The organism is Frankia sp. QA3 (genome assembly GCF_000262465.1).
Classification (GTDB): domain Bacteria; phylum Actinomycetota; class Actinomycetes; order Frankiales; family Frankiaceae; genus Frankia.
On the sequence record NZ_CM001489.1, the window covers coordinates 3,442,532 to 3,464,656 of the forward strand.

The window sequence follows — 22,125 nt, forward strand, 5'->3', positions numbered from 1 at the left end:
AGTAACTCCATCGTGACGCATAATCGTCGACGTCGTGTCAGGACCACCGTCGGCCCCGTGTCGGCCGCGAAGGAGCCTTCATGGAATCGGGCATCGGACCGGCCGGGAACGCCACGCCCGCGCCGGCGACCCCACCCCAGGACGGATCCCGCACTCCGGCGGCCACGCCGAGCGCCGGACCGGCGGCGCGCCTGGCCCGGGCCACCCTCGCCGCCGCGTATGCCGGGCCGAACAGCATGGGCGCGTTGCGGCTGCTGTTCGCCGGGACGGTGCTGCTGTCCCACGGATGGGCGCTGAGCGGGCACACCTCCCCGGCGCTCGGCCGCCACGAGTTCGACGCGGTCGCCGTGAACGGCTTCTTCGCGGTGAGCGGTTTCCTGGTTACCCGCAGCGCCGTCCGGCTGAGTGTCCCCCGCTTCCTGTGGCACCGGGCGCTGCGTATCCTGCCAGCCTTCTGGGCGTGCCTGGCGCTGGTCGCCCTCGTCGTCGCGCCGCTCGCCTGGCTGCACGACAACGGCTCACTCGGCGGCTACCCGCTGACCGGTCCGCACGGCGCGCTGCGCTACCTCACCGACAACGCGCTGGTCCGGATGAGCTTCTACGACATCGGCGGCACACCCAGCGGGACTTTCTATCCGGCGCCCGGCTCGGGCATGCCCCTCGCCTGGGACGGTTCGCTGTGGACGCTGTGGTGGGAGGTGCTGTGCTACCTCGGCATCGCGGCGCTCGCCGCGGTCGGCCTGCTGCGCCGCCGCCCGGTCCTCGCCGTCGGCGCGGCCCTGCTGCTGCTCGCCGCGATCCACCCGCTCGGTCCCGGCGGCGCCCTGTTTCCGGCGCCCTTCTCCCCGGACATGGCGCGGTTCGGGCTGCACTTCCTCGCCGGCGCCGTGCTGTGCCTGTACGCCGAGCGTCTCCCCCTCTCGGGCCGGCTCGCCTCGATGGCCGCGGTCGTGTTCGCCGCGTCGTTCCTCATCACCGACCAGCACCTGCTGTCCGCGCTGCCCATGGCGTACCTGTGCGTGTGGCTGGCGGTCCGGCTGCCGCTGCACCGGGTCGGCGCCCGCCACGATCTGTCCTACGGCCTGTACATCTACGGGTTCCCGATCCAGCAGCTCGCCACCGTGTACGGCCTGCACCGGCTCGGCGCCGTCGCCTATATGCCCCTGACCACGACGGTGACGGTGCTGCTCGCCGCGGCGAGCTGGTTCGCGGTGGAGGCGCCGGCGCTGCGCCACAAGAACCCGCGGTCCGCCGGCCGGGCCCGAGCGGCCACCACGGCACCCCGCCCCGCGCCCCGCGGCTACCCCGGCCGCGCCGACGGCGGGTGGGCGAGGTGGCACCCGGCGCCGTCCCAGCCCGCACATGTGCCACTGAAAGCGCATCCCCAGAAACCCAACGTGTTGGTGACACGCCACTCAACACAGAGCCAACACCAGACGAGAGATTAGCATCACCTTCCGTGCAGCTTCCTCGCCACTTCCTCGCATCCTCCCCCGTGGCCGCCCACGACGATCCCGCGCGTGTGCTGCTGCTGACCGTCTCCCGCGGGCTCGGCGGCGGCATCGAGCGCTACCTCACCACCGTCGAGGAGACGCTGCGGGCCGGCGGGGCGGACCTGCTGCGGATCGACATGCTGGAGCCGGGGGTCGAGCTGACCGCCGCCGCCCGGGCCCGTTTCACCCTGCGGGCGCTCGAAACGGCCCGGCGCTTCGGTCCCGCCGACAGCGTCGTCGCCGGTCACGCCAATCTCATCCCGGTCGCCGCCGCCGCGCTGCGGCTGACCCGCGCCCGCTTCGGCCCGGTCCTGTTCTACGGCACCGACATCTGGGGCATGCGCGCGTCCGACCGGGCGATCCTGCGCGCCGACCCCCTGCTGCACCCGGTCACGATCAGCTCCTACAGCGCGGGTGCCCTGTCCACCGTCGGCCTCGCCCCCATCCTTCCGCCGGGCATCTCGCCAGCCTGGCGGGCCGCCCTGCTCGCCGAGGCGAGCCGGCGCCGGCCGCTGCCGCCCGTGCCCACCATGCTGAGCGTGTTCCGGCTCGCGGACTGGGAGGGAAAAGGCGCGGCGGTGCTGCTGGAGGCGGTGCAGTCCGTGCGGGCCACCTCCGGTCCGGTCCGGCTGGTGCTCGCCGGGCAGGGCCCGGCCCCGGGGGCGCTGCACGAGTTGGTGTCCTCCCATCCCGACACCGAGCTGCACGAGTCCCCGACCGATGAGGTACTCGCTCGGCTCTACGCCACCGCCGACCTGTTCGTCCTGTGTACCCGGACCCGGCCGCGAGGCCCCCGGGCCAGCGGCGAGGGCTACGGCATCGTGCTGCTGGAGGCGCAGCTCGCCGGGTGCGCCGTGGTGGGCCCCGCCTCCGGCGGCAGCCATGACGCCTATCAGGACGGCGTCACGGGCCAGACGCCGGTCGACGAATCGGCCCGGGCACTCGCCGACGTACTACGCGGCATGCTCGCCGACCGGGCCCGGCTGGCCCGGATCGGGCGGCGCGCCGCCGAGTGGGCTGAGGCGGCCACCCGGCCGGATGACTACGCCCGGCTCGTGTTCACCGCCCTGACCGGGCGTTCACCCGCGGCCATCAGCGCAGGGGACGTCCCGGATCAACCGGCAGGCGGTTCCGCCTCGCGCGGCAAGGCGCGCGCCGGCGCATCCTCTCACTCGGGAGCAACATGAAGATCCTCGTCGACTGCGCCGGTGCCCGCATCGGCGGCGCGAAGCGCCTGCTGAACGAGTTCGACCTCTACCTGCGGGAACGCGATCTACCTGAGATGCGGCTGATCGGCCGCGACCGGGTCCTGACCGGGCTCTGGCTGCTGCGCCGCGAGCGCACCGGCGAACGGTTTGACCGGTCGCTGGCACTGAACAACGTGGCCTTCGTGGCCGCCGGCCGGGAACGCCGGGTCCTCATCCACGGCCCCCAGCACTTCCTGCGGACGGACGAGCTGCGCTCGCTCGGGCTGCGGATCAGTCCCGCCGTGCACGCGCAGGCCCCAGTCGTGTGGGCGACGATGCGCCGCGCCGACCGCATCGTCGTCCCGTCGACGAGCATGGCCGAACGGGTCATGCGGATCGCGCCGTCAGTGCGCAACCGGCTGGTCGTGGCATTCAACCCGGTCACACCGCCGGACGCGGCCCTGCTGCGGGCCCTCGCGGACGAACGCCGGGAGCGCGACACGGCCGGCGGACCAGTCGACTTCCTGTGCCCCATCATCATCACCCCGCACAAGCTGATGACCCGCCGACTGCGCGCGGGGCTCGCGGCCCTCGACATCCTCGCCGGCCCGCCCCACCACGTGGAGGCCACCATCACCGTCACCGGCCGGGCCGCCCTGATCGAGGATCCCGAGGTGGCGCGTCATCCACGCCTGCGGCTCGTCGGGGAGCACCCAGCGGCCACGGTCATCGACATGATGGTCCGGTGTGACGCCATCTTCTTCCCGGCCGAGCTCGAGTCCTTCGGCTATCCCATGGCCGAGGGTCGGATGATGGGCGTGCCGGTCATCGCGCTGGACACCGCCCACAACCGCGAGATCGCCGGGCCGGCGCTGGTCGGCTACGAGCGGGAGACCGCCGAGGAGATCGCCGCCGCGATGCATGCCGCGCTCGACGCGGACCTGAAGCCGGATCAGGACAACCCGTTCGACCGTGGGCCCTACTTCGACCTGCTCCTCGGGGAGGGCGCCGCGGGCTGAGCGCGGGCAGTCCCGGCGAGCGCGGTCGCAGTCGCGCCCGCCCGGACTCGACCCAGCCCGCGGCCGGGCGGGTCCACTGCGCGCAACGGGTCCGCCGCTCAGCGGGGCGGGTCGGTGTCCGCCGTCACTGGGACGATCGGCTCCAGGTCGAACGGCTCCAGGTCGAACGGCTCGACGGGGGTCGCCTGGACGGGCACCGCGAGCCCGCGGGAGGGGGTCGCCGCGGACGCTGCGGCCACGTCCAGGCGGCGGGCGACCAGCAGGTGCTGGCCGGCGACGTCGTCGTCGACGTCGACGAGCGAGGCCATCGGCACGAGATCCAGCTCACCGAATCCGGCTGCCGTGACGAGCCGACGCACCTGGTCGGCGCTGCGGCCGAAGCAGTTCAGCGCGAACCGGAACTTCAGCCGGCCGACGAGTCCGCGCTCGGCGCGCCACTGCGCCTCGGTCCGCCAGCCTGCGTCGTCGACGACCACATGCACCAGCAGCCGGCCGCCGGGCCGCAGCGCGGCGTGCCAGCCGCGCAGTGCCCGCGCGAACGCCTCGTCAGTGAGGTGCTGCACGACCGCGACGGAGTAGACGACGTCGACGTCACGGCCGCCGCGGATGAACTCGTCGACGGTGGCGTAGTCCAGGTTCGGGGCCGGGTTCAGCACCCGCGCGCACGCCAGCGCCCCGCGGGAAACGTCGACCGCGGTCACCGAGTGGACCCGCGGCGCCACGGCCGCGGCCAGATAGCCGGGGCCGCAGCCGACGTCGAGGACATCGTCGTCCGCATGCAGGTAGCGGCCGAGCACCTCGTCGGCGAGCACCTGCCGGGTGCGCCGGTTGCGCTCGGCCGCGGCGTGGCGGTCGTGCTCGTCGGACTTGAAATAGTGCGGGCTCCAGGCCAGCAGGCGCAGCGCGACCTCCTGGCGTTGCCAGGCCGGAGTCACGGCCAGTACTGCCGGCACCCATCGCGCGCCGAGAAAGTTCTGCGCACCGGCCGTCGCCACGACGAACCCCGCCAGCGGGCGTAGCCGGCGTGCGACGGTGGATCCCCTGCCAGCCATGCTCGCATCCTCTCGGCCGGACAGACGGCACCGAGCGTGCCGCCGCGCACCGGGCCGACGAGCATCGATGGACAGCAGCCACCGAGGATCAGGGCACCGATACTAGCCAAGAGTAATATTGCCGCCACTCACAGTCAATGACTGGAGTGACCGCCCGAGCGCTTCTACTCCAGGTAGTCGCGCAGCTTCTGCGAGCGGGACGGGTGACGGAGCTTCGACAGCGTCTTGGACTCGATCTGCCGGATGCGCTCGCGGGTGACGCCGAACTCGCGCCCGACCTCCTCCAGCGTGCGCGGGTGACCGTCGGTGAGCCCGAAGCGCAGCTGGATGACCTTCTTCTCCCGGTCCGAGAGGGTGTGCAGGACCGAGTCGAGCTGCTCCTGCAGGAGGATGAAGCTGGCCGCGTCGACCGGGACGACGGCGTCGCAGTCCTCGATGAAGTCGCCGAGGTGGGAGTCCTCCTCCTCACCGATGGGCGTCTCCAGCGAGACCGGCTCCTGGGAGACCTTGAGGATCTCCCGGACCTTGTCCGGGGTGAGATCCATCTCCTTCGCGATCTCCTCCGGGCTCGGCTCCCGGCCGAGGTCCTGGAGGAGCTGCCGCTGGATGCGGATCAGCTTGTTGATGGTCTCGACCATGTGGACCGGGATGCGGATCGTGCGCGCCTGGTCGGCGATGGCGCGGGTGATCGCCTGCCGGATCCACCAGGTGGCGTAGGTCGAGAACTTGTAGCCCTTGGTGTAGTCGAACTTCTCGACCGCCCGGATGAGGCCGAGATTGCCCTCCTGGATGAGATCCAGGAACAGCATGCCGCGACCGACGTAACGCTTGGCGATCGAGACGACGAGGCGCAGGTTCGCCTCGACCAGCTTGCGCTTGGCGATCTGCCCGTCGCGCTCGATGGCCTCGAGATCCCGCCGCATCTGCGGGGAGGTCTTCTTCGTCGCCACCGCCAGCTTCTCGGAGGCGAACAGGCCGGCCTCGATCCGCTTGGCGAGGTCGACCTCCTCCTCGGCGGTGAGCAGCGGGACCTTGCCGATCTCCTTGAGGTACATGCGTACCGGGTCGGAGGTCGGTGCCTTGAGCGCGAGCTCCTCCTCCTCGCGGCGCCGGCGGGCGAGCAGATCCGCCTCGTCGGGGTTCTCACCTCCCGCCTCGAGTACCTCGATGCCCTCGTCGTTGAGCACCTGCAGCACCGTCTCGGCCTGCTCCGGGGGCAGCTCCGCCGCCTGGATGGCGACCGTGACATCCTCGGTGGTGAGGAAACCGATCTCCTTGCCCCGGGTAATGAGGTCCTTGACCTCGTCCACCTGGGCTTCGCGGGGTAGGACGGTAGGACTCATGGGCGGAATCTCGTCACTTCCTTCTCGGGATCGACCCAGGTTACGCGGCACCTACGCCCCGCTCCCGGAGTTGATGCTTGTGCTGTTCCAAAGCGATCAGCTCACCGTATGCACGGTTGAAGGCCTCGGCGTCGGTCACCGGGTTGAGCCGCTGCACCCGCGACTTCAGGTCGGTGATCCGACGTGTCACATGCAACTCCTGTACGCGTGACATCTGTTCGTCGACATAACGATCATCCACATCGTGGTCGCAGAGCACCCTTTCCACGGCGAGAGCGGTGACGAAACGTCGCAGCCCCTCCTCCGTCGCCGCCGCGGACAGCTCCGTCACCCACGCGGCGACGTCACCGGTCCTCGCCAGCCCCCCGCCCACCCCGCCGAGACCCGCGATGAGCTCGCGGACGGCGCGGTGCGCGGGAACAGTGAACATCTCCGGGGCCAGCGTGTCGAACATCGGCCCTGCAAGTCCCGGAAACTGGACCGCGAGTTTGAGCGCCTCACGCTCCACGATGACGACCGGATCGGCCGCGGCGGGCTCCCGACGGCCCACTGCCGACGCGACGGCGGCGGGCCGGCCGCCCGCCTGCTGCGCCCGGTGCTCGGCGACCCGGCGCGCCACGAACCGCTCGTCGAGGAAGCCCAGCCAGCGGTCCAGGTTCACCGCGTAGCCGTGGCGCAGGCCGGCGTCCTTGATCCGGTTGATCAGCGGGGCGGCGGCGTCCAGGGCGGCGAGGCGGCCCTCGGTGGTGTCGAGGTCGTAGCGACCGAGCACTCCGCGGATCGCGAACTCCACGAGCGGGACACGGCGGGCGACCAGCTCGCGCACGGCGGCGTCCCCGCCGCGCATCCACAGCTCGCACGGGTCGAGCCCGGCGGGTTCCACCGCGACGAACGTCTGGGTGGCGAAGCGTTCCTCGTGCTCGAACGCCCGCAGGGCCGCCTTCTGGCCGGCGGCGTCGCCGTCGAAGGTGAAGATCACCTCGCCGCGGCGCTCGTCGGAGTCCATGAGCAGCCGGCGCACGACGGCGACGTGCTCCGGGCCGAAGGCGGTGCCGCAGGTCGCCACGGCGGTGGTGACCCCGGCGAGATGGCAGGCCATCACGTCGGTGTAGCCTTCGACCACCACGACCTGGTAACGCCGGGCGATGTCACGGCGGGCCAGTTCCGCCCCGTAGAGCAGGCTCGCCTTCTTGAACAGCGGCGTCTCGGGCGTGTTGAGGTACTTGGGACCGGCGTTGGGTGTGCCGTCCTCCGCGAGGCGGCGCCCACCGAAGCCGACCACCTCGCTGGCGAGGTCCCGGATCGGCCACATGAGCCGGTGGTGGAACCGATCGATCAGGCCCCCGCGGGCTCCCTGTTTGGACAGCCCCCCGAGCACGAGCTCCTCGCCGGTGAAGCGGCGCGACAGCAGGTGGCGGGTGAGCGTGTCCCAGCCGGTCGGGGCATAGCCGACGCCGAAACGCTGCGCCGCGGTCAGGTCGAAGCCCCGCGCGGTGAGGAAGTCCCAGCCGGCCCGAGCCGAGGGGTGAGCGCCGAGCTGCTCGGCGTAGAACTCGGCCGCGATCCGGTGCGCCTCCAGCAGCCGCTGGCGCTGGCTGGACACGGTCCGGTCGGTGGTGCCACCGCCTTCGAAGGTCAGCGTCACCCCGGCGCGGCGGGCCAGCCGCTCGGCGGCCTCCCGGAAGCTCAGCCCGTCGATCTCCCGGATGAAGGAGTAGACGTCGCCGCCCTGCTGGCAGCCGAAGCAGTGGAACAGACCGGTGGCCACGTTGACGTAGAAGGAGGGTGACTTCTCCTCGTGGAACGGGCACAGCCCGACCAGCTCGTTGCGCCCGGCCGGACGCAGCTGGACGTGCTCGGAGACGACGTCCGCGATCGGCGAGCGCTCCCGGACCAGGGCGACGTCGGCGTCACGGATCCGTCCGGCCACCCGTCCCTCCCCTCGTCCTTGTCGGGCGAGAGGTACCTCGCCCGGGGCAGAACGCCCGCCAGTAGTGCGCCATCCCATTCCCACAGAACCGATCATCACGGCGCCGTCGCCGGACCCCCGGCCGATGTCGGCGGCGAAGGCGGACGCGGCGCCGCTCACATCGGTCCTACCGGTGCGATGGTACGTGTCGTAAGCACGACAGTACCGATCATGCCACGTGAATGTTGAGGACAATGGCCGCCACCTGCATCCCTGTCCGGGAGATCAGCGCCGCGGCCGGCCGCGGCGGCCCTCCCCCCGGCGGGGTAGGCGCCACTACCCCGCCCGGGGACGCCGCCCGCTCCCCCTGCCGGGGGTGCGGCGACCACCCGGGCGAGGGACCCCGTGGCACCCCGCGACGCGCGCCGGCCGGGACGGCGCCACCCACACCCGCGGCCGGCTCCGGCCGACCGGCGTCCGAGCCGCTCAGAGCACACGGTGCACCGGCCGTCCGCGCAGCGCGGCGTGGCGCCGCTCGGCACTCGCGTCGGTCAGCCGGGCCACCTGGTCGACGACCACCCGCAGCCGCGCGGCATCGTCCGGCGCCGCGTCGAAGTAGGCCCGCAACGACGGGTCCAGTGATCGCGGTGCGCCGCGCAGCAACAGCTCCACGAGTTCGCCGACGACCTCCCGCTGCCGCGCCTGCCGAGCCCGCGCGCCCGGCCGCTCCATGACGTACCACGCGGTGACCCCCTTGAGGGCGGCACATTCGGCCACCGTGGCGGGATCCACCACCAGCTCCGCGCCGTAGCGCCGCAGCGGCCCGTCGGGATGACGTTCCCGGGTCGCCCGCACCGCCGATCGGGAGAACCGCGCGATCAGCTCGCTCGTCATCGCCCGCAGCGCCGCCTGGCCGCGGGCCGACGTGATCTCCGAGCGGATCCACCAGGGCTGGGCGCGCAACGTGTCCAGGGCCGCCGACACCGCCGCCGCCGAGGAACCCGGATAGCGCCGCGCGGTGGCGGCGGCCAGCTCCTCGCGGTGCCCCGGGTCGTCGAGCGCGGCGAGTTCGATGTGCCCGCCGACGACCCCGTCCTCGAGATCGTGGACCGAGTAGGCGACGTCGTCGGCCCAGTCCATGATCTGGGTCTCGAAGCACCGCCGCCCCGGCGGGGCGCCCTCGCGCACCCAGTCCAGCACGGGCAGGTCGTCGTCATACGCGCCGAACTTGCCGGTGTGCTCCGGCGGGGCGTACCGGCGCGCCCACGGGTACTTGGTCGCGGCGTCCAGGCTCGCGCGCGTCAGGTTCAGTCCCGCGCTGCACCCCTCGTCGTCGACGATCTTGACTTCCAGCCTTGTCAGCTCCCGCAGGCTCTGGGCGTTGCCCTCGAACCCGCCGCAGGCCGCCGCCGCCTCGTCCAGCGCCAGCTCACCGTTGTGCCCGAAAGGGGGATGTCCGAGGTCGTGTGCGAGACACGCCGCATCGACGAGGTCCGCATCGGCTCCCAGCTCCGCCGCGAGTTCCCGCCCCACCTGGGCGGTCTCGAGCGAGTGGGTGAGTCGAGTACGCGGGAAATCGTCGTCGAGCGGGCCTACGACCTGCGTCTTTCCCGCCAGCCGGCGCAGCGCGCTGGAGTGCAGCACCCGCGCCCGATCCCGGGTAAACGGCGCCCGCGACTGCGGTGTAGCCTTCGGGCGTTCTGAGACCCGACGGACCGTATCCGAAGCGTCATACCACTCACCGACCACGAGGTTGAGCGTATCGGCGCGATTCGGGGACCTCGGCCGATCGCAGCGACGATACTTTGTGCGCACCCTTCACCAATCGGCCCGGAGGCCCGCCGTGGACAAGATCATCAAGTATGGCGCGATCGCGTTCGTCATCTTCTTCGTGGTGACCGCACCGAACAGTGCGGCCAGTATCATCGACCGCGTGTTCGGATGGTTGGAGTCATGGGCCGACGGGGTGTCCACGTTCGTCACCGACACCGCCCTCTAATGCCTGCCCGGGCGGCCCTGATGTCTGGGACACTGCGGACGTGGTGAGACTTCAGCTCCCGGATCCGGCCCAGCGCGACACCAAGTACCTGGCGTCGCAGGAACGCCTGGTCATGATGGTGCGGCTGCACTGGGCCGTCCTGCTCCCCGTCTTCCTCCAGACCCTGGGTGCGGTGCTGCTCGCCCTGGTGGCGAACATCCTGTTCGCCGCGCAGGACGTCGACGCGGGCTTCATCACCACACTGTTGTGGTACTTCGCGCTCTTCATGATCTTGCGGATGCTCTGGAAGGTCGCCGACTGGCAGTTCGATCACCTGATGATCACCGACAAACGACTGCTGAAGGTGTCGGGGATCTTCTTCCGCAAGGTCCAGACGATGCCGCTGTCCAAGATCACGGACCTGACCTACAACCGGGACCCTCTGGGCCGGCTGCTCGGCTACGGCGAGTTCGTGGTCGAGTCCGCCGGCCAGGACCAGGCGCTGTCCAAGATCCAGTTCCTGCCGCGGCCGGACCGGCTCTACCTCACCCTGGTCGACATGACCTTCGGTGGGGCGCCCTCCCCGGCCGGCGACGACTGACGGCGGCACAGCTCTCACCCGCGGGGGACGACGCGGGGGTGGTCGCGTCGCCGAGCCGGCCGGGCGTGTGACGGCGCCAGGCGCCCCGGTGACGCGGCCACGGGCATGACGACGGGAGCGGGGCTGGGGGGACGACGTCCCCTCGGCCCCGCTCCCGTCGTGCACCCATCATCATGTCCCCGGCACCGCGCGGCGCCGGGGAGGCCGTCAGCGCAGCAGGTCGCGGGCCGCCTCGACGATGTGCTTCGCCGAGATGCCGGCGGCGTCCAGCAGCTCCTCGGACGTGCCGGAACCGGGCAGGGAACGCACCGCGAGGTGACGGACGGACAGCGGTAGCCCGCTGTCGTCCAGCGCCCCGAGCACGGCGCTGGCCAGGCCGCCCTCCGGGTAGTGGTCCTCGACGACGACGATGCGCCCGCCGGTGGCCCGAGCGGCCTCGAGCAGGGTGGCGGAGTCGACCGGCTTGACCGAGTACAGGTCGATCACCCGGGCGGCGACCCCCTCCGCGGCGAGCGTGTCAGCCGCGGCCAGGGCCTCGTGCAGGGTGACGCCGGCACCGATGAGCGTGACGGTGTCGCCCTCCGAACGGCGCAGCACCTTGGAGCCGCCGGGGGCGAACGGCTCGTCCGGGCCGTAGAGCACCGGGTAGGCGCCACGGGTGGTGCGCAGGTAGCTCACCCCGGACAGGTCGGCCATGGTCTCGACGAGCTTCGCGGCGGACGTCGCGTCGCTCGGGTAGAGCACCGTCGACCCGCCGACGGCCCGCATCATCGCCAGGTCCTCCAGCGCCATCTGCGACGGACCGTCCGCACCGATCTCCACCCCGGCGTGGCTGCCGGACAGCCGGATGTCGGCCTGGGAGATCGCCGCCATCCGGATGAAGTCGTAGGCGCGGGAGAAGAAGGCGGCGAAGGTGGAGGCGAACGGCACGTAGCCGCGCACCGACAGGCCCACCGCCGCCGCGACGAGCTGCTGCTCGGCGATGAAGATCTCGAAGAACCGGTCGGGGTACGCCTTGGCGAAGTCCTCGGAGTAGGTCGAGTTGCTCACCTCGGCGTCGAGGGCGACGACGTCGGTGCGCGCCCCGAGGGCGGCCAGCGCCTGCCCGTAGGCCCGCCGGGTCGCGACCTTCGCGCCGAGCTCGTAGGTGGGCAGGGTGATCGACGGCCGGCTGAACGGCTCCGGCCGCGGGAAGTCCGGCCCCGGCACCGGACCGCGGATGCGCAGGTTGCGCTCGCCGCCGAGCTCGGCGATGGCACGCTCGGCCATGTCGGCCGGGAAGGGCTTGCCGTGCCAGCCCTCCTTGTCCGACGTCTCCGAGAAGCCGGCGCCCTTGTGGGTGCGGGCGAGGATGACGGTCGGCCGGGTCGCGTCCTCGGCGCCGGCGAGCGCCTCGTCGATCGCGGCGATGTCGTGGCCGTCGACGACGACCGCCCGGGCGCCGAACGACTCGACCCGCTTGGCGTAGGTGTCGAGATCCCAGCCGAGCTCGGTCGGGCCGCGCTGGCCGAGCCGGTTGACGTCGACGATCGCAATGAGGTTCGACAGGTTGTAGTAAGACGCCTTGTCCAGCGCCTCCCAGACCGACCCCTCCGCCATCTCGCTGTCGCCGCAGATCACCCAGACCCGGTAGGGCACCTTGTCCAGGTACTTGCCGGCGAGCGCGACCCCCACGCCGTCGGGCAGGCCCTGCCCGAGCGAACCGGTGGCGACGTCGACCCAGGGCAGGATCGGGGTCGGGTGGCCCTGCAGCCGCTCACCGAAGCGGCGGTAGCCGTTGATGAGCTCGTCGTCGCTGACGACGCCGACCGCCTTGAAGATCGAGTAGATCAGCGGGGAGGCGTGCCCCTTCGAGAAGATGAGGTGGTCGTTCGCCGGGTCCTCGGGGTTGTCCCAGTCGTAGCGCAGGTGCCGGGCCACGAGGACGGCCAGCACGTCCGCGGCGGACATGGAAGAGGTGGGGTGTCCGGAGCCGGCCGAGGTGCTGCTGCGCACCGAGTCGACCCGCAGCTGCTGCGCGAGTTCCCGGACTGTCTCCAGATCGGCCGTCCCGACCGCACTCTCGGATACGGGAGTTGCCACACCAGTCTCCTTAGGAAGTCGTTACACTCGCGGAAGGTGATTTCCGAGGTGTTGTCGCACGCGTCGGGTGGCCGCCTCCGCCGCCTTGCGTCACTGCCGCTTGTCGCACTACCCTCTCACCCGGCGATCCGAACCGTACCAGCGCGGGTGACCACCGAAGAGGGTCGAACGCGCTGCGGGTAGGTCACATCCCAGAATCGTCAGATTTCGCCCGGCTGGCCGTCCCGGGCCCGTCGCCACCCCACCGCTGCCCACCGCCGCCCGTCGGCGCGAGGCCACCACGAGGCTGGGTGCCCACGCGCCGGAAGGTGCCGAGCCGGTCGGTGCCGCCGGCGGGCACATTCGCGCCCGAAACAGCCGCACCGAAACAGCCGCACCGAAACAGCCGCGCGGGAGCGGCCCGTCGCCCCCCGGCCGCTGCGCGCCCCGATGACGGGCCGTCGGGGGCTGCGGGCTCAGACCGCCCGTGTGGTCGCCGAGGGTGGCGAGGCCCGGTGGAAGAGCTGGTACCAGCGGTAGCCGATGCCCTCGCGAATGATGTAGCGGACCTTCGTGTCGATGCCGCGGACGGCCGGGCCGCTGGTCACCGGTGACGTGGCCGCGTCCAGCCCGAGGTCGCGCGCCATCGTCCGGGACCGCAGGCTGTGCCAGGGATCGGTGACCAGGACCGTCGAGCGCCAGTGCCGGGTGTTCATGACCCCCGCGACGGCGGTCAGCGAGCCGAGGGTGTCCGAGCCCTCCGGAACGACGATCACCCGGTCCGCGGGCACGCCCCGGCGGCGCAGGTACGCGGCGCCGGCCTCGGCCTCGGTGTAGCGGTCGCCGGGCTGCTTGCCGCCGATGGTGATCACGTTCCGTGCGACGCCCTGCCGGTAGAGCTCCAGCGCATGGTCCAGGCGGGCGGCGAAGACCGCCGAGGGACGCCCGTCGTACTGCGAGGCCCCGAGGACGACCAGGGTGTCGGAGGTGGGCCGGTGATCCTCCCGGCCTACCCACCACACCTGGACGAACGTGACCACGGTCAGGATCACGACGGCGGACACGACCGCGGCCACGGCCCGGATCGCCCACCGCCACCAGGGAACCTGGTACCAGGTCGCACGGAACGGATGGACGGCGAGGCTAGGACGGGACAGACCCACGCGATGGAACAGTAGCCCCCCGTCGCGGGCTATCCGACACAGCGCGGCCTATGCGCCCGTTCGTCCTGGTTCTTTCGCGGGTGACCGGACGGCGGGCCAGCTGCACCGGCGAACCGGACCGCCCCGCCCGAGCGGGGGCAGCCCGGTCCTCGGCACCGGGGTCAGTGGCCGGCGGTGGGCAGCGAGCCGAGCGCCTCCCAGTCCAGGGTTCCCGCCGTGAGGTCCCGGATCCGGGCAAGCAGGCCGAGCCGGGCCGCGCGGACCACCGGATCGGGGTCCATCACCATCAGCGCGTCGAAGAACCCGTCGATCGCGGCCGGCAACTCCCCCGCCGCGGCGACCAGCGCGCCGAGCGGGACGAACGCCGAGCCGGCCGCCGACGCCGACGCCGCCGAGCCCGCCAACACCGCCCCGCCGGCCGGAGCGTCGGCTGCGGCCGGAGCAGGCGAACCTGCCGGCGCGCCGAGGCGCTCCGCCAGCGCAGTGACCACGGCCAGGAGCCGGGCGGCGGCCGGCTCGGTGAGCCGCTCACCGTCGAGGACGGCGGGGGTGTCGGTCGGAACGATGCGGCGCACCCGCTGCAACGCCGCCGCCAGGGCGGCGAACCCGGCCGGTTCGCCCGCCGCCGACGGCTCCGCCGCGGCGGACGACGCGCCGGCGCCGGCCAGCGCCGGCTGGGCGGGCTCCCCGATCAGCGTTCGCAGCGTCGCGAGGGTGGTCGCGGCGCGCGCCGGGGTGCCGGTGAGCGGGGCGACCGCGCCGACCAGGCGGTGGTCGACCCCGCTGTCGAGCAGCTGCTGGGTGTAGCGGCCGCGGACGAACGCCTCGGCCGCGGCGAGCGCCTGCGCGGACACCGGCACCGGGGTGAGCCGGGCCGCCCGGGCCAGGACGTCGGCGACGCCGAGGCCGGCGAGCTCGGGCCGGCTGCCGAGGATCGCGGCGGCACCGAGCGCAGCCCGGCGCAGCCCGAACGGATCGGAGCTGCCGGTCGGCGCGGCGTCCAGGGCGAACAGCCCGACGAGCAGGTCGAGCCGGTCGGCGAGGGCGAGCAGCGACCCGCCGACGGTGGCCGGCAGGTCGTCGCCCGCCCGGCGCGGCAGCTCCATCTCGTAGAGCGCGGTGGCGACCGCCTCGGGCTCGCCGGCCCGGCGGGCGTACTCCCGGGCCATCGTGCCGGCGAGGCTGGACAGCTCGATCACCATCTGGGTGGCCAGGTCGAACTTGGCGAGCGTGGCCGCCCGCTCCAACGTCGCCCGGTCGTCGGCGCCAAGGCCGATCTCGTCGCCGAGCGCGCGGGCCAGCGCCCCGATCCGGTCGGCCCGGTCGGCGACCGATCCGAGCCGCTGTTCGAAGGTGAGCTTCGCAAGCCCCGCGCGGAAGGTCTCCAGCGGCACCTTGACGTCGGCGTCGTAGAAGAAGGCGGCGTCGGTGAACCGGGCTCGGATGACGTCCTCGTTGCCGGCGCGCACGAGCGCGTCGTCGACGTTGCCGTCGGCGACGGCGACGAAGGCGGGCAGCAGCCGCCCCGCGGCGTCGCGCACCGGCAGGTACCGCTGGTGCTTGCGCATGACGGTGGTGAGGATCTCCGCGGGCAGCTCCAGGAAGCGGGCCTCGAAGGAGCCCAGCAACGGCCGTGGGAACTCGACGAGGTTCGTCACCTCGGCGAGGGTGTCGGCGTCGGCGACGGGATCGATGTGGCCGCCGGTGTCCGCGGTGAGCTTGGCGGCGTTCTCCACGACGAGGTCGCGCCGCGCCGCCGGGTCGAGCAGGATCGAGCGGGCGGCGAGCAGCTCCGGGTAGCCGTCGGCGCTGGCCACCTCGATCGGCGGCGAGCCCGCCCGCCGGTGGCCCAGGGTGGTCCGCCCGGCGGCGAGGGAGGACACCGCGACCGGTACCACCGTCTCCCCGAGCAGGGCGACCAGCCAGCGCACCGGGCGGCTGAAGGACAGCGCCGGATCGTTCCAGCGCATGTTGCGCTCCGCGCGCAGCCCGGCGACGAGCTCGCCGAGAACCTCGGCCAGCACGTCGGTGGCGTCCCGGCCGGCCTCGGTGCGGACCAGGGCGACATGCTCGACGTCGCGGTGGGTGACGATCTGGAGATCCGTCGGGTCCGCGCCCTGGCCGCGGGCGAAACCGACCGCGGCCTTCGTCGGCGCGCCGGCGGCGTCGTAGGCGGCGGAGACCCGCGGGCCGCGCACCACCCGCTCGACGTCCGGCTCGCGCGGGGCGACGTCGTCGACGATCGCCACGATCCGGCGGGGGGTGCCCTGCACGCGCACGTCGCCGTGGGTGAGGCGGGTGGCGGCGAGCCGGTCGAGCAGGCCGGCGCGCACCACCGCCACCGTGCGGGTCACCTCGGCCGCGGGCAGTTCCTCCACGCCGATCTCGAACAGCAGGGTGGCCGGCTCGCGCACCGGGGTGGTCACGGTGGCCGGCACGGCGGCCGGCGGCGGGGTCGCCACGCCCAGCGGGTGGCCGAGCTCCTCGCGGCGGTCCCGCCACAGGGCGGCGACCTCGCGGGACAGCCCGCGCATCTGAGCGAAGGAGGTCGCCCGCTCGGTGGTCGACACGGCTCCGCGCGAGTCGAGGACGTTGAACGCGTGCGAGCACTTCAGCACGTAGGAGTGCGCCGGGACCGGCAGGCGGGCGTCGACGAGCCGGCGGGCCTCGGCGGCGTAGTCGGCGTAGAGGCGGCGCACGGTGTCGATGTCGGCGTCGTCGAGGTAGTACCGCGACATCTCGTACTCGGCCTGGCCGAACACCTCCCCGTAGGAGATGCCCGGGGCGTAGGCGAGCTCGCTGAAGTGGCGTACCCCCTGCAGCGCCATGAGGATGCGTTCCATGCCGTAGGTGATCTCGACGCTGATGGTGTCGAGCGTCTGGCCGCCGGCCTGCTGGAAGTAGGTGAACTGGGTGATCTCCAACCCGTCGAGCCACACCTCCCAGCCGAGCCCCCAGGCACCGAGCGCGGGCGAAGCCCAGTTGTCCTCGACGAAGCGCACGTCGTGGGCGGCGGTGTCGACCCCGATCGCGGCCAGGCTGCCGAGATACAGCTCCTGGGCGTTGCCCGGGTCGGGCTTGAGGATCACCTGGAACTGGGTGTGCGTCTGCAGCCGGTTGGGGTTCTGGCCGTAGCGGGAGTCGTCGGGACGGACCGACGGCTCCACGTAGGCCACCCGCCACGGCTCCGGACCGAGCACCCGCAGCACCGTGGCCGGGTTGAGCGTACCGGCACCGACCTCGGTGTTGAACGGCTGCATGATCATGCAACCGCGGTCGGTCCAGTAGCGGGTCAGCGCCAGCAACGCGTCCTGCATGGTCAACATCGGGTGAGCCTCGGCTTTTCGCTGTCACGGTCACGAGCGGGGCGGGGCGCCCCACCCACGGGCCGGCCCCGGGCCGCGCGCGGCAACCTCCCGGGGACGAGCCCTCCAACGAACTTGGATGGGAGTCCCGAGGATCCCGGACGGCCGGTCGCCCTGGCCCCCGACCCGCCGAGATCCGATATCGCGATGTGTCAGATCGCAACGTCTACGAGTCTGTGATGCACACCTGAGGCTACCGGTCGGCGCTGACAATCCGCGCCAGGCCGGAACCGGCCGCCGACGCCGTGGATCAGCGCCGGCGAGGCGCCGCGGTGTCCGCGTCGGCGGCCCGGTCGGAGCGGTAGGTCCGGGCCCCGCTGCCGGCGTCGGCCGGGCCGGAGCCGCCACGTTCGGCATCGCGCCGACCGGCGCCCCGCGCCACGGGCGGGTCCACGGCGGCGAGCACCTCGAAGGCGCCGGGCACGTCGACGGCATGGACGAGCAGCGGCGTCAGGGCATACCGCACCTCGAACGCGGACAGCGCCCGGCGCCACGGGCCGGGGCCGTCCCATTCGGTGGTCAGCAGCCAGGACGCCGGCTCGTCGAGCGCCCGGGCGAGCCGGCCGGACCGGAAACCGGCGGCCCGGGCCAGCGCGTCGAGCGCCGCCCGCGCCGCCGCCGGGAAGTCGGCCGCGGCCGCACCCGGCACCGCGAAGCGGATCTCGGCGACCACCGGAGCCCCGGGGGCCGCCGCCCAGCCTGCGCCGACGCCCTCAGGCTCGGGCCTGCCGCCCGCCGCGGGGGCAGCCCGGCCCGCCCCCGCGGGCAGGTCGGCGTCGGCCGGCAGGTCAGCCACGATGGGCGACGATCCCGCCGTAGCGCCGGTCGCGGCGGGCGTACTCCTCGCAGGCCTGCCACAAATTGCGGCGGTCGAAGTCGGGCCAGAGCGTCTCGACGAACGAGAACTCGGCGTAGGCCGCCTGCCAGAGCAGGAAGTTGCTCAGCCGCTGCTCGCCGGACGTCCGGATGACCAGATCAAGGTCGGGCATGTCAGGCTCGTCGAGGTAACGGCCCACCGTCGCCTCGTCGATCCGGTCGGCACGCAGCCGCCCCTCGCGCACGTCCCGGGCGATCGCCGCCGCGGCGTCCGCGATCTCGGCCCGCCCGCCGTAGTTCACGCACATCACCAGCGTGAGCCGGTCGTTGTCGCGGGTGCGCTCCTCCGAGGACTCCAACCGCCGGATCACGTTTCCCCACAGCCGGGGGCGGCGCCCCGCCCACCGCACCCGCACCCCGAGCGCGTCCATGTCCGCGATCCGCCGGCCGAACACCCCGTCGGTGAAACGCATCAGGAACGCCACCTCGTCCGGCGAACGCTTCCAGTTCTCCGTCGAGAAGGCGTACACCGACAGCCATCGCACGCCGAGCTCGATCGCCCCCTCGACGCAGTCGAACAGCGCGTCCTCCCCGGCCTCGTGCCCCTTCGTCCGGGCGAGCCCGCGCCGCTTGGCCCAGCGGCCATTGCCATCCATGACGATGCCCACGTGCCGCGGGACCAGGCTGCGCGGCAGCGCCGGGGGTCGGGCCCCCGAGGGATGGGGGTGCGGATCACGGAACCGCGTCCCCACGTCATTACGCAAAGTCACTGCCTACCTCCCCAGAACCGGCCGGGGCAGCGCCGAGCCGTCATCCGTCGTACCGGTACCTGCCATCGCCACACCGTCCCCCTGCCGACGCCGGATTGCGCCGGGAGCGCCCACCGCCGCTGTCCACCTCACCATGTCCGTTCTCGTCCCCTCCCAGCGCGGTTCCCCGAACAGCGCGGTCCCGCGCCGGCCCCGCCGCGGCCACTCATGCCCGTTCCAGGTGCGGCAGCGCGCGCAGCCCCCGTTCGAGATGCCACTGGAGATAGGCGGCGACGATGCCGCCGGCCTCCCGCCGGGCGCGGGCGTCGCTGAGCAGCGCGCCGTCCCAGTCGCCGCGCAGCAGGTCGGCGAGGAGTCGTACCGCACCCGCCGAGACCGAGGCGGCGCCGTGCGGACGACATTGCGGGCACACTACGCCGCCGCCCGAAACAGACAGCGACAGGTGCTGGCCCGGCTCCCCGCACCGCGCGCAGTCATCCAGGGCCATGCCGTATCCGGACACCGCCAGCGACCGGAGCAGGAACGCGTCCAGCACGAGCGGGGCCGGCCGCTGCCCGCCGGCAAGCGTACGCAGACCGCCGACGAGCAGCAGGAACAACCGCAGTGCAGGCTCACGCTCCTCGCTGGTCAGCCGCTCGGCGGTCTCGAGCATCACGGCCGCGGCGGTGTGCCGGGCGTAGTCGAGCGCGATCGTGGTCCCGTAGGGGGAGATGATGTCGGCCTGGGTGATCGTGTCCAGCGACCGGCCGGAGTGCAACATCAGGTCGACGTACGTGCCCGGCTCCAGCCGGGAGCCGAACCGCGAGGACGTCTTGCGCACGCCCTTGGCGACGGCCCGGACCCGGCCGTTGCGCCGGGTGAGCACGGTGATGATGCGGTCAGCCTCGGCGAGAGGGGTCGTTCGCAGGACGACCCCTTCGTCGCGATACACCGGCACCCGCCCATGGTTGCACGACCCCGGGTCGGCGCGGTAAGGCGAGGTCATCCGGCAGATGGTCGCGACGAACCAGCCCAGTTTCGCAACCTCTCGTACACGAAAGAATACAAATGGCCACCGTTGCCCTCGGATGCCGGACTCTCCTACACGGGACGCCGCCGGATGCGGATGATGGCTCGGTGCGGGTGGTACGGCGGGCGGCGCGAGCGATCCTCATCGATGGCAACGGCCGGCTGGTGCTCTTTCGGCGGACGCTGCCGAAACGCAAGCCCTACTGGTCCACGCCCGGCGGCGGGGTGGACCGCAAGGACGGCTCGGTGGAGGCGGCGCTGCACCGCGAACTCGCCGAGGAGCTCGGCGCGACGGTCGACCGCGTCCAACAGGTCTTCATCACCAGTCCGCCGCGCGGCGACGGGATCGCGGTGTCGCACTTCTTCGTCTGTCGCCTGGTCTCCATGGACCTGAGCAAGCGCACCGGCGAGGAGTTCACCAACCCCACCAAGGGCCGCTACGACGTCGAACGGATCGACCTGCGCGGCAAGAAGCTCAGCCGCTACGCCCTGCAACCACCAGAGGCCAAGGCCTTCATCCTCGCCAACCGCCAGGCGCTGTTGGTCTCTGCGCTCACCGACGACGCACCACCGCTGACCCTCGCCGAAGCCAGCCACGCCAGCGCCGCGACGAACACCGACGAAGAGGCCGCGCCCTCCGCGAAAATCTCGACGTCCGACCAGACCGCGACCTCGGACCAGACCACGACGTCCGACCAGACCGCGACGCCCGACCAAGCTGCGCCCGACCAAGCTGCGACGCCCGACCAAGCTGCGACCTCGGACAAGACCGGGACCTCCGACAAGACCGGGACCTCCGAGGTAACCCCGACGTCCGACCAGAGCGCGCGACCGGACGAGATCGCGGACCCGATCGGCCTCCAGACCGCCAGGGAACCCGCGGCGAGGGAACCCGCGGCTTCCGATGACGGCGAACGGCCCGCCGGGGTGCCTATGGCGGCGGTCGAGGGCGCCGGGCCGGCGGCGGCCCGGCGCCGGACGATGCCGCCGATTCTGGAGATCGTCGATGGTGCTGTCGTCCAGGACGGGTCGACCGTGACGATGCCTCTGCCGCCGCCTGCGCCCTGGTGGCGCCGTTGGCGGTCGCATCGGCGACGTCCTGACGGGGTCGGCTAGATCGCGTCCCAACCCCGGCGATCTTGGTGTTCCGCGGAACCGCACCGCCCTCCACCGACTACCGGAGGCAGGCTCCGCCACAAGGGCACGGCCCGCAGACGGATCACGACCCCATACGCGCCCCAGACGAGCAGGTCCGAATCGTTCTCGGCACCCCTGGGCAGTCGTCCACCAACCCCGTCGGCGCCGCACAGCCACTGCCGCTCCCCGCCACATTGAGGCCACGTTAAGGCCAGATTAAGGCCAGATTGAGGCCAGATCGTGCCGAGGCCTGGTTGCGGTCCGGGGACTGGGCTCGTCTAGAAACCCAGGCGGCGTAGCTGGCGGGGGTCTCGCTGCCAGTCCTTGGCGACCTTGACGTGCAGGTCCAGGAAGACCGGTGTTCCGAGCAGCGCCTCGATCTGCCCGCGGGCCCGGGTGCCGACCGTCTTGAGCCGGGAGCCGCCGGTACCGATGACGATCGCCTTCTGGCTGGGCCGCTCGACGAAGACGTTGACCCGCACGTCGAGCAGCGGGCTCTGCGCCGACCGGCCCTCCCGGGGGACCATCTCCTCCACGACCACGGCCAGCGAATGCGGCAGCTCGTCGCGGACTCCTTCCAGCGCCGCCTCCCGGACCAGCTCGGCGACCATGACCTGCTCGGGCTCGTCGGTCAGCTCGCCGCCGGGGTAGAGCGCGGGCCCCGTCGGCAGCCGGGCGGCCAGCACGTCGGCGAGCACGTCCACCTGGTAGGCGCGGACCGCGCTGACCGGGACGATGTCGCTGAAATCACCGAGGCCGGCGACGTCGAGCAGCCGCGCGCCGATCCGGTCGGAGTCGGCGACCTTGTCGGTCTTGGTCAGGATGGCCACCACCGGCGTCCGTTTCGGCAGGCGGGACAGCTCCTCGGCGATGAAGCGGTCGCCCCGGCCCACGGGCTCGTCGGCGGGCATGCAGAACCCGACGACGTCGACCTCGGACAGGGTGGCCCGCACGACGTCGTTGAGGCGCTGCCCGAGCAGCGTGCGCGGCCGGTGCAGCCCGGGCGTGTCGACGAGGACGAGCTGGGCGTCGGCGCGGTGCACGATGCCCCGGATGGCGTGCCGGGTCGTCTGCGGCCGGCCGCTGGTGATGGCCACCTTGGTACCGACGAGGGCGTTGGTCAGAGTCGACTTGCCGGCGTTGGGCCGGCCGACGAGGCAGGCGAACCCGGACCGGAACTCCACCGGGGTCGTGCCGCCGGGGGCGGGGCTCGGGGTCGACAC

17 protein-coding genes are annotated in these 22,125 nt (G+C 72.6%); 6 read left to right on the forward strand and 11 right to left on the reverse strand.

What is annotated here, in order from left to right; translation table 11 throughout:
- Positions 1-80: 80 nt before the first annotated feature.
- Genes FRAQA3DRAFT_RS14150 through FRAQA3DRAFT_RS14160 form a run of 3 tightly spaced genes read left to right on the forward strand, consistent with a single transcriptional unit; the run spans position 81 to position 3,699 of the window.
- Positions 81-1,448: an acyltransferase gene (locus tag FRAQA3DRAFT_RS14150; RefSeq protein ID WP_009739716.1), complete on the forward strand. Its 1,368-nt coding sequence runs from the start codon at positions 81-83 to the stop codon at positions 1,446-1,448.
- Positions 1,449-1,459: 11 nt separating this feature from the next.
- On the forward strand, positions 1,460-2,680 hold the full coding sequence (locus FRAQA3DRAFT_RS14155; RefSeq protein ID WP_009739717.1) for a glycosyltransferase family 4 protein: 1,221 nt from the start codon (positions 1,460-1,462) through the stop codon (positions 2,678-2,680).
- Positions 2,677-3,699 carry a glycosyltransferase gene (locus FRAQA3DRAFT_RS14160; RefSeq protein WP_009739718.1) on the forward strand — a complete coding sequence of 341 codons (1,023 nt, stop codon included), beginning with the start codon at positions 2,677-2,679 and terminating at the stop codon, positions 3,697-3,699. The genes FRAQA3DRAFT_RS14155 and FRAQA3DRAFT_RS14160 overlap by 4 nt, the downstream gene beginning before the upstream one ends.
- Positions 3,700-3,797: 98 nt before the next feature.
- Here FRAQA3DRAFT_RS14160 and FRAQA3DRAFT_RS14165 read toward each other — a convergent pair whose 3' ends face one another.
- The 4 genes from FRAQA3DRAFT_RS14165 to FRAQA3DRAFT_RS14180 form a co-directional block, all read right to left on the reverse strand.
- Positions 3,798-4,751, reverse strand: coding sequence for a bifunctional 2-polyprenyl-6-hydroxyphenol methylase/3-demethylubiquinol 3-O-methyltransferase UbiG (locus tag FRAQA3DRAFT_RS14165; RefSeq protein WP_009739719.1), 954 nt, complete (start codon positions 4,749-4,751; stop codon positions 3,798-3,800).
- A 164-nt stretch (positions 4,752-4,915) separates the two neighbouring features.
- Positions 4,916-6,094: an RNA polymerase sigma factor gene (locus FRAQA3DRAFT_RS14170; RefSeq protein ID WP_009739720.1), complete on the reverse strand. Its 1,179-nt coding sequence runs from the start codon at positions 6,092-6,094 to the stop codon at positions 4,916-4,918.
- A 40-nt stretch (positions 6,095-6,134) separates the two neighbouring features.
- Positions 6,135-8,024, reverse strand: coding sequence for a DNA primase (gene dnaG / locus FRAQA3DRAFT_RS14175; RefSeq protein WP_009739721.1), 1,890 nt, complete (start codon positions 8,022-8,024; stop codon positions 6,135-6,137).
- A 465-nt stretch (positions 8,025-8,489) separates the two neighbouring features.
- Positions 8,490-9,752: a deoxyguanosinetriphosphate triphosphohydrolase gene (locus FRAQA3DRAFT_RS14180; RefSeq protein WP_009739722.1), complete on the reverse strand. Its 1,263-nt coding sequence runs from the start codon at positions 9,750-9,752 to the stop codon at positions 8,490-8,492.
- 94 nt (positions 9,753-9,846) lie between these two features.
- On the opposite strand from FRAQA3DRAFT_RS14180, the gene FRAQA3DRAFT_RS36055 reads away from it, so the two are divergent.
- Positions 9,847-10,002 carry a hypothetical protein gene (locus FRAQA3DRAFT_RS36055; RefSeq protein ID WP_009739723.1) on the forward strand — a complete coding sequence of 52 codons (156 nt, stop codon included), beginning with the start codon at positions 9,847-9,849 and terminating at the stop codon, positions 10,000-10,002.
- 40 nt (positions 10,003-10,042) lie between these two features.
- Positions 10,043-10,582 carry a PH domain-containing protein gene (locus tag FRAQA3DRAFT_RS14185; protein WP_009739724.1) on the forward strand — a complete coding sequence of 180 codons (540 nt, stop codon included), beginning with the start codon at positions 10,043-10,045 and terminating at the stop codon, positions 10,580-10,582.
- A 207-nt stretch (positions 10,583-10,789) separates the two neighbouring features.
- Here FRAQA3DRAFT_RS14185 and FRAQA3DRAFT_RS14190 read toward each other — a convergent pair whose 3' ends face one another.
- The 6 genes from FRAQA3DRAFT_RS14190 to recO form a co-directional block, all read right to left on the reverse strand.
- Positions 10,790-12,664, reverse strand: coding sequence for a transketolase (locus FRAQA3DRAFT_RS14190; protein WP_009739725.1), 1,875 nt, complete (start codon positions 12,662-12,664; stop codon positions 10,790-10,792).
- A gap of 455 nt (positions 12,665-13,119) precedes the next feature.
- Positions 13,120-13,806, reverse strand: a complete 687-nt coding sequence (locus FRAQA3DRAFT_RS14195) for a YdcF family protein (RefSeq protein WP_009739726.1) — start codon at positions 13,804-13,806, stop codon at positions 13,120-13,122.
- A gap of 161 nt (positions 13,807-13,967) precedes the next feature.
- A complete protein-coding gene (locus FRAQA3DRAFT_RS14200; RefSeq protein ID WP_009739727.1) occupies positions 13,968-17,132 on the reverse strand; it encodes a glycine--tRNA ligase in 3,165 nt (1,054 codons plus the stop codon).
- Between the two features lie 289 nt (positions 17,133-17,421).
- Entirely contained in the window at positions 17,422-17,967 is a 546-nt protein-coding gene (locus FRAQA3DRAFT_RS14205; RefSeq protein ID WP_009739728.1) for an antibiotic biosynthesis monooxygenase, read from the reverse strand.
- Positions 17,960-18,757 (reverse strand): isoprenyl transferase, encoded by a 798-nt coding sequence (locus FRAQA3DRAFT_RS14210; protein ID WP_009739729.1) that lies wholly within the window; start codon positions 18,755-18,757, stop codon positions 17,960-17,962. The genes FRAQA3DRAFT_RS14205 and FRAQA3DRAFT_RS14210 overlap by 8 nt, the downstream gene beginning before the upstream one ends.
- A gap of 205 nt (positions 18,758-18,962) precedes the next feature.
- Complete coding sequence (gene recO, locus FRAQA3DRAFT_RS14215) at positions 18,963-19,742, reverse strand: DNA repair protein RecO (protein WP_009739730.1); 780 nt, start codon at positions 19,740-19,742, stop codon at positions 18,963-18,965.
- Positions 19,743-19,873: 131 nt separating this feature from the next.
- On the opposite strand from recO, the gene FRAQA3DRAFT_RS14220 reads away from it, so the two are divergent.
- Positions 19,874-20,881, forward strand: coding sequence for an NUDIX hydrolase (locus tag FRAQA3DRAFT_RS14220; RefSeq protein ID WP_009739731.1), 1,008 nt, complete (start codon positions 19,874-19,876; stop codon positions 20,879-20,881).
- Between the two features lie 299 nt (positions 20,882-21,180).
- On the opposite strand, the gene era is transcribed toward FRAQA3DRAFT_RS14220, so the two are convergent.
- The gene (gene era / locus FRAQA3DRAFT_RS14225; RefSeq protein WP_009739732.1) at positions 21,181-22,125 is read right to left on the reverse strand and encodes a GTPase Era; all 945 of its coding nucleotides are present in this window, start codon (positions 22,123-22,125) and stop codon (positions 21,181-21,183) included.

Excerpts from the sequence above, each read along its gene's own strand:
- FRAQA3DRAFT_RS14160 (WP_009739718.1), top strand. The coding sequence starts at position 2,677 with ATGAAGATCCTCGTCGACTGCGCCGGTGCCCGCATCGGCGGCGCGAAG.
- FRAQA3DRAFT_RS14150 (WP_009739716.1), top strand. The coding sequence starts at position 81 with ATGGAATCGGGCATCGGACCGGCCGGGAACGCCACGCCCGCGCCGGCG.
- FRAQA3DRAFT_RS14200 (WP_009739727.1), bottom strand. The coding sequence starts at position 17,132 with ATGTTGACCATGCAGGACGCGTTGCTGGCGCTGACCCGCTACTGGACC.
- FRAQA3DRAFT_RS14170 (WP_009739720.1), bottom strand. The coding sequence starts at position 6,094 with ATGAGTCCTACCGTCCTACCCCGCGAAGCCCAGGTGGACGAGGTCAAG.
- recO (WP_009739730.1), bottom strand. The coding sequence starts at position 19,742 with ATGACCTCGCCTTACCGCGCCGACCCGGGGTCGTGCAACCATGGGCGG.
- FRAQA3DRAFT_RS14165 (WP_009739719.1), bottom strand. The coding sequence starts at position 4,751 with ATGGCTGGCAGGGGATCCACCGTCGCACGCCGGCTACGCCCGCTGGCG.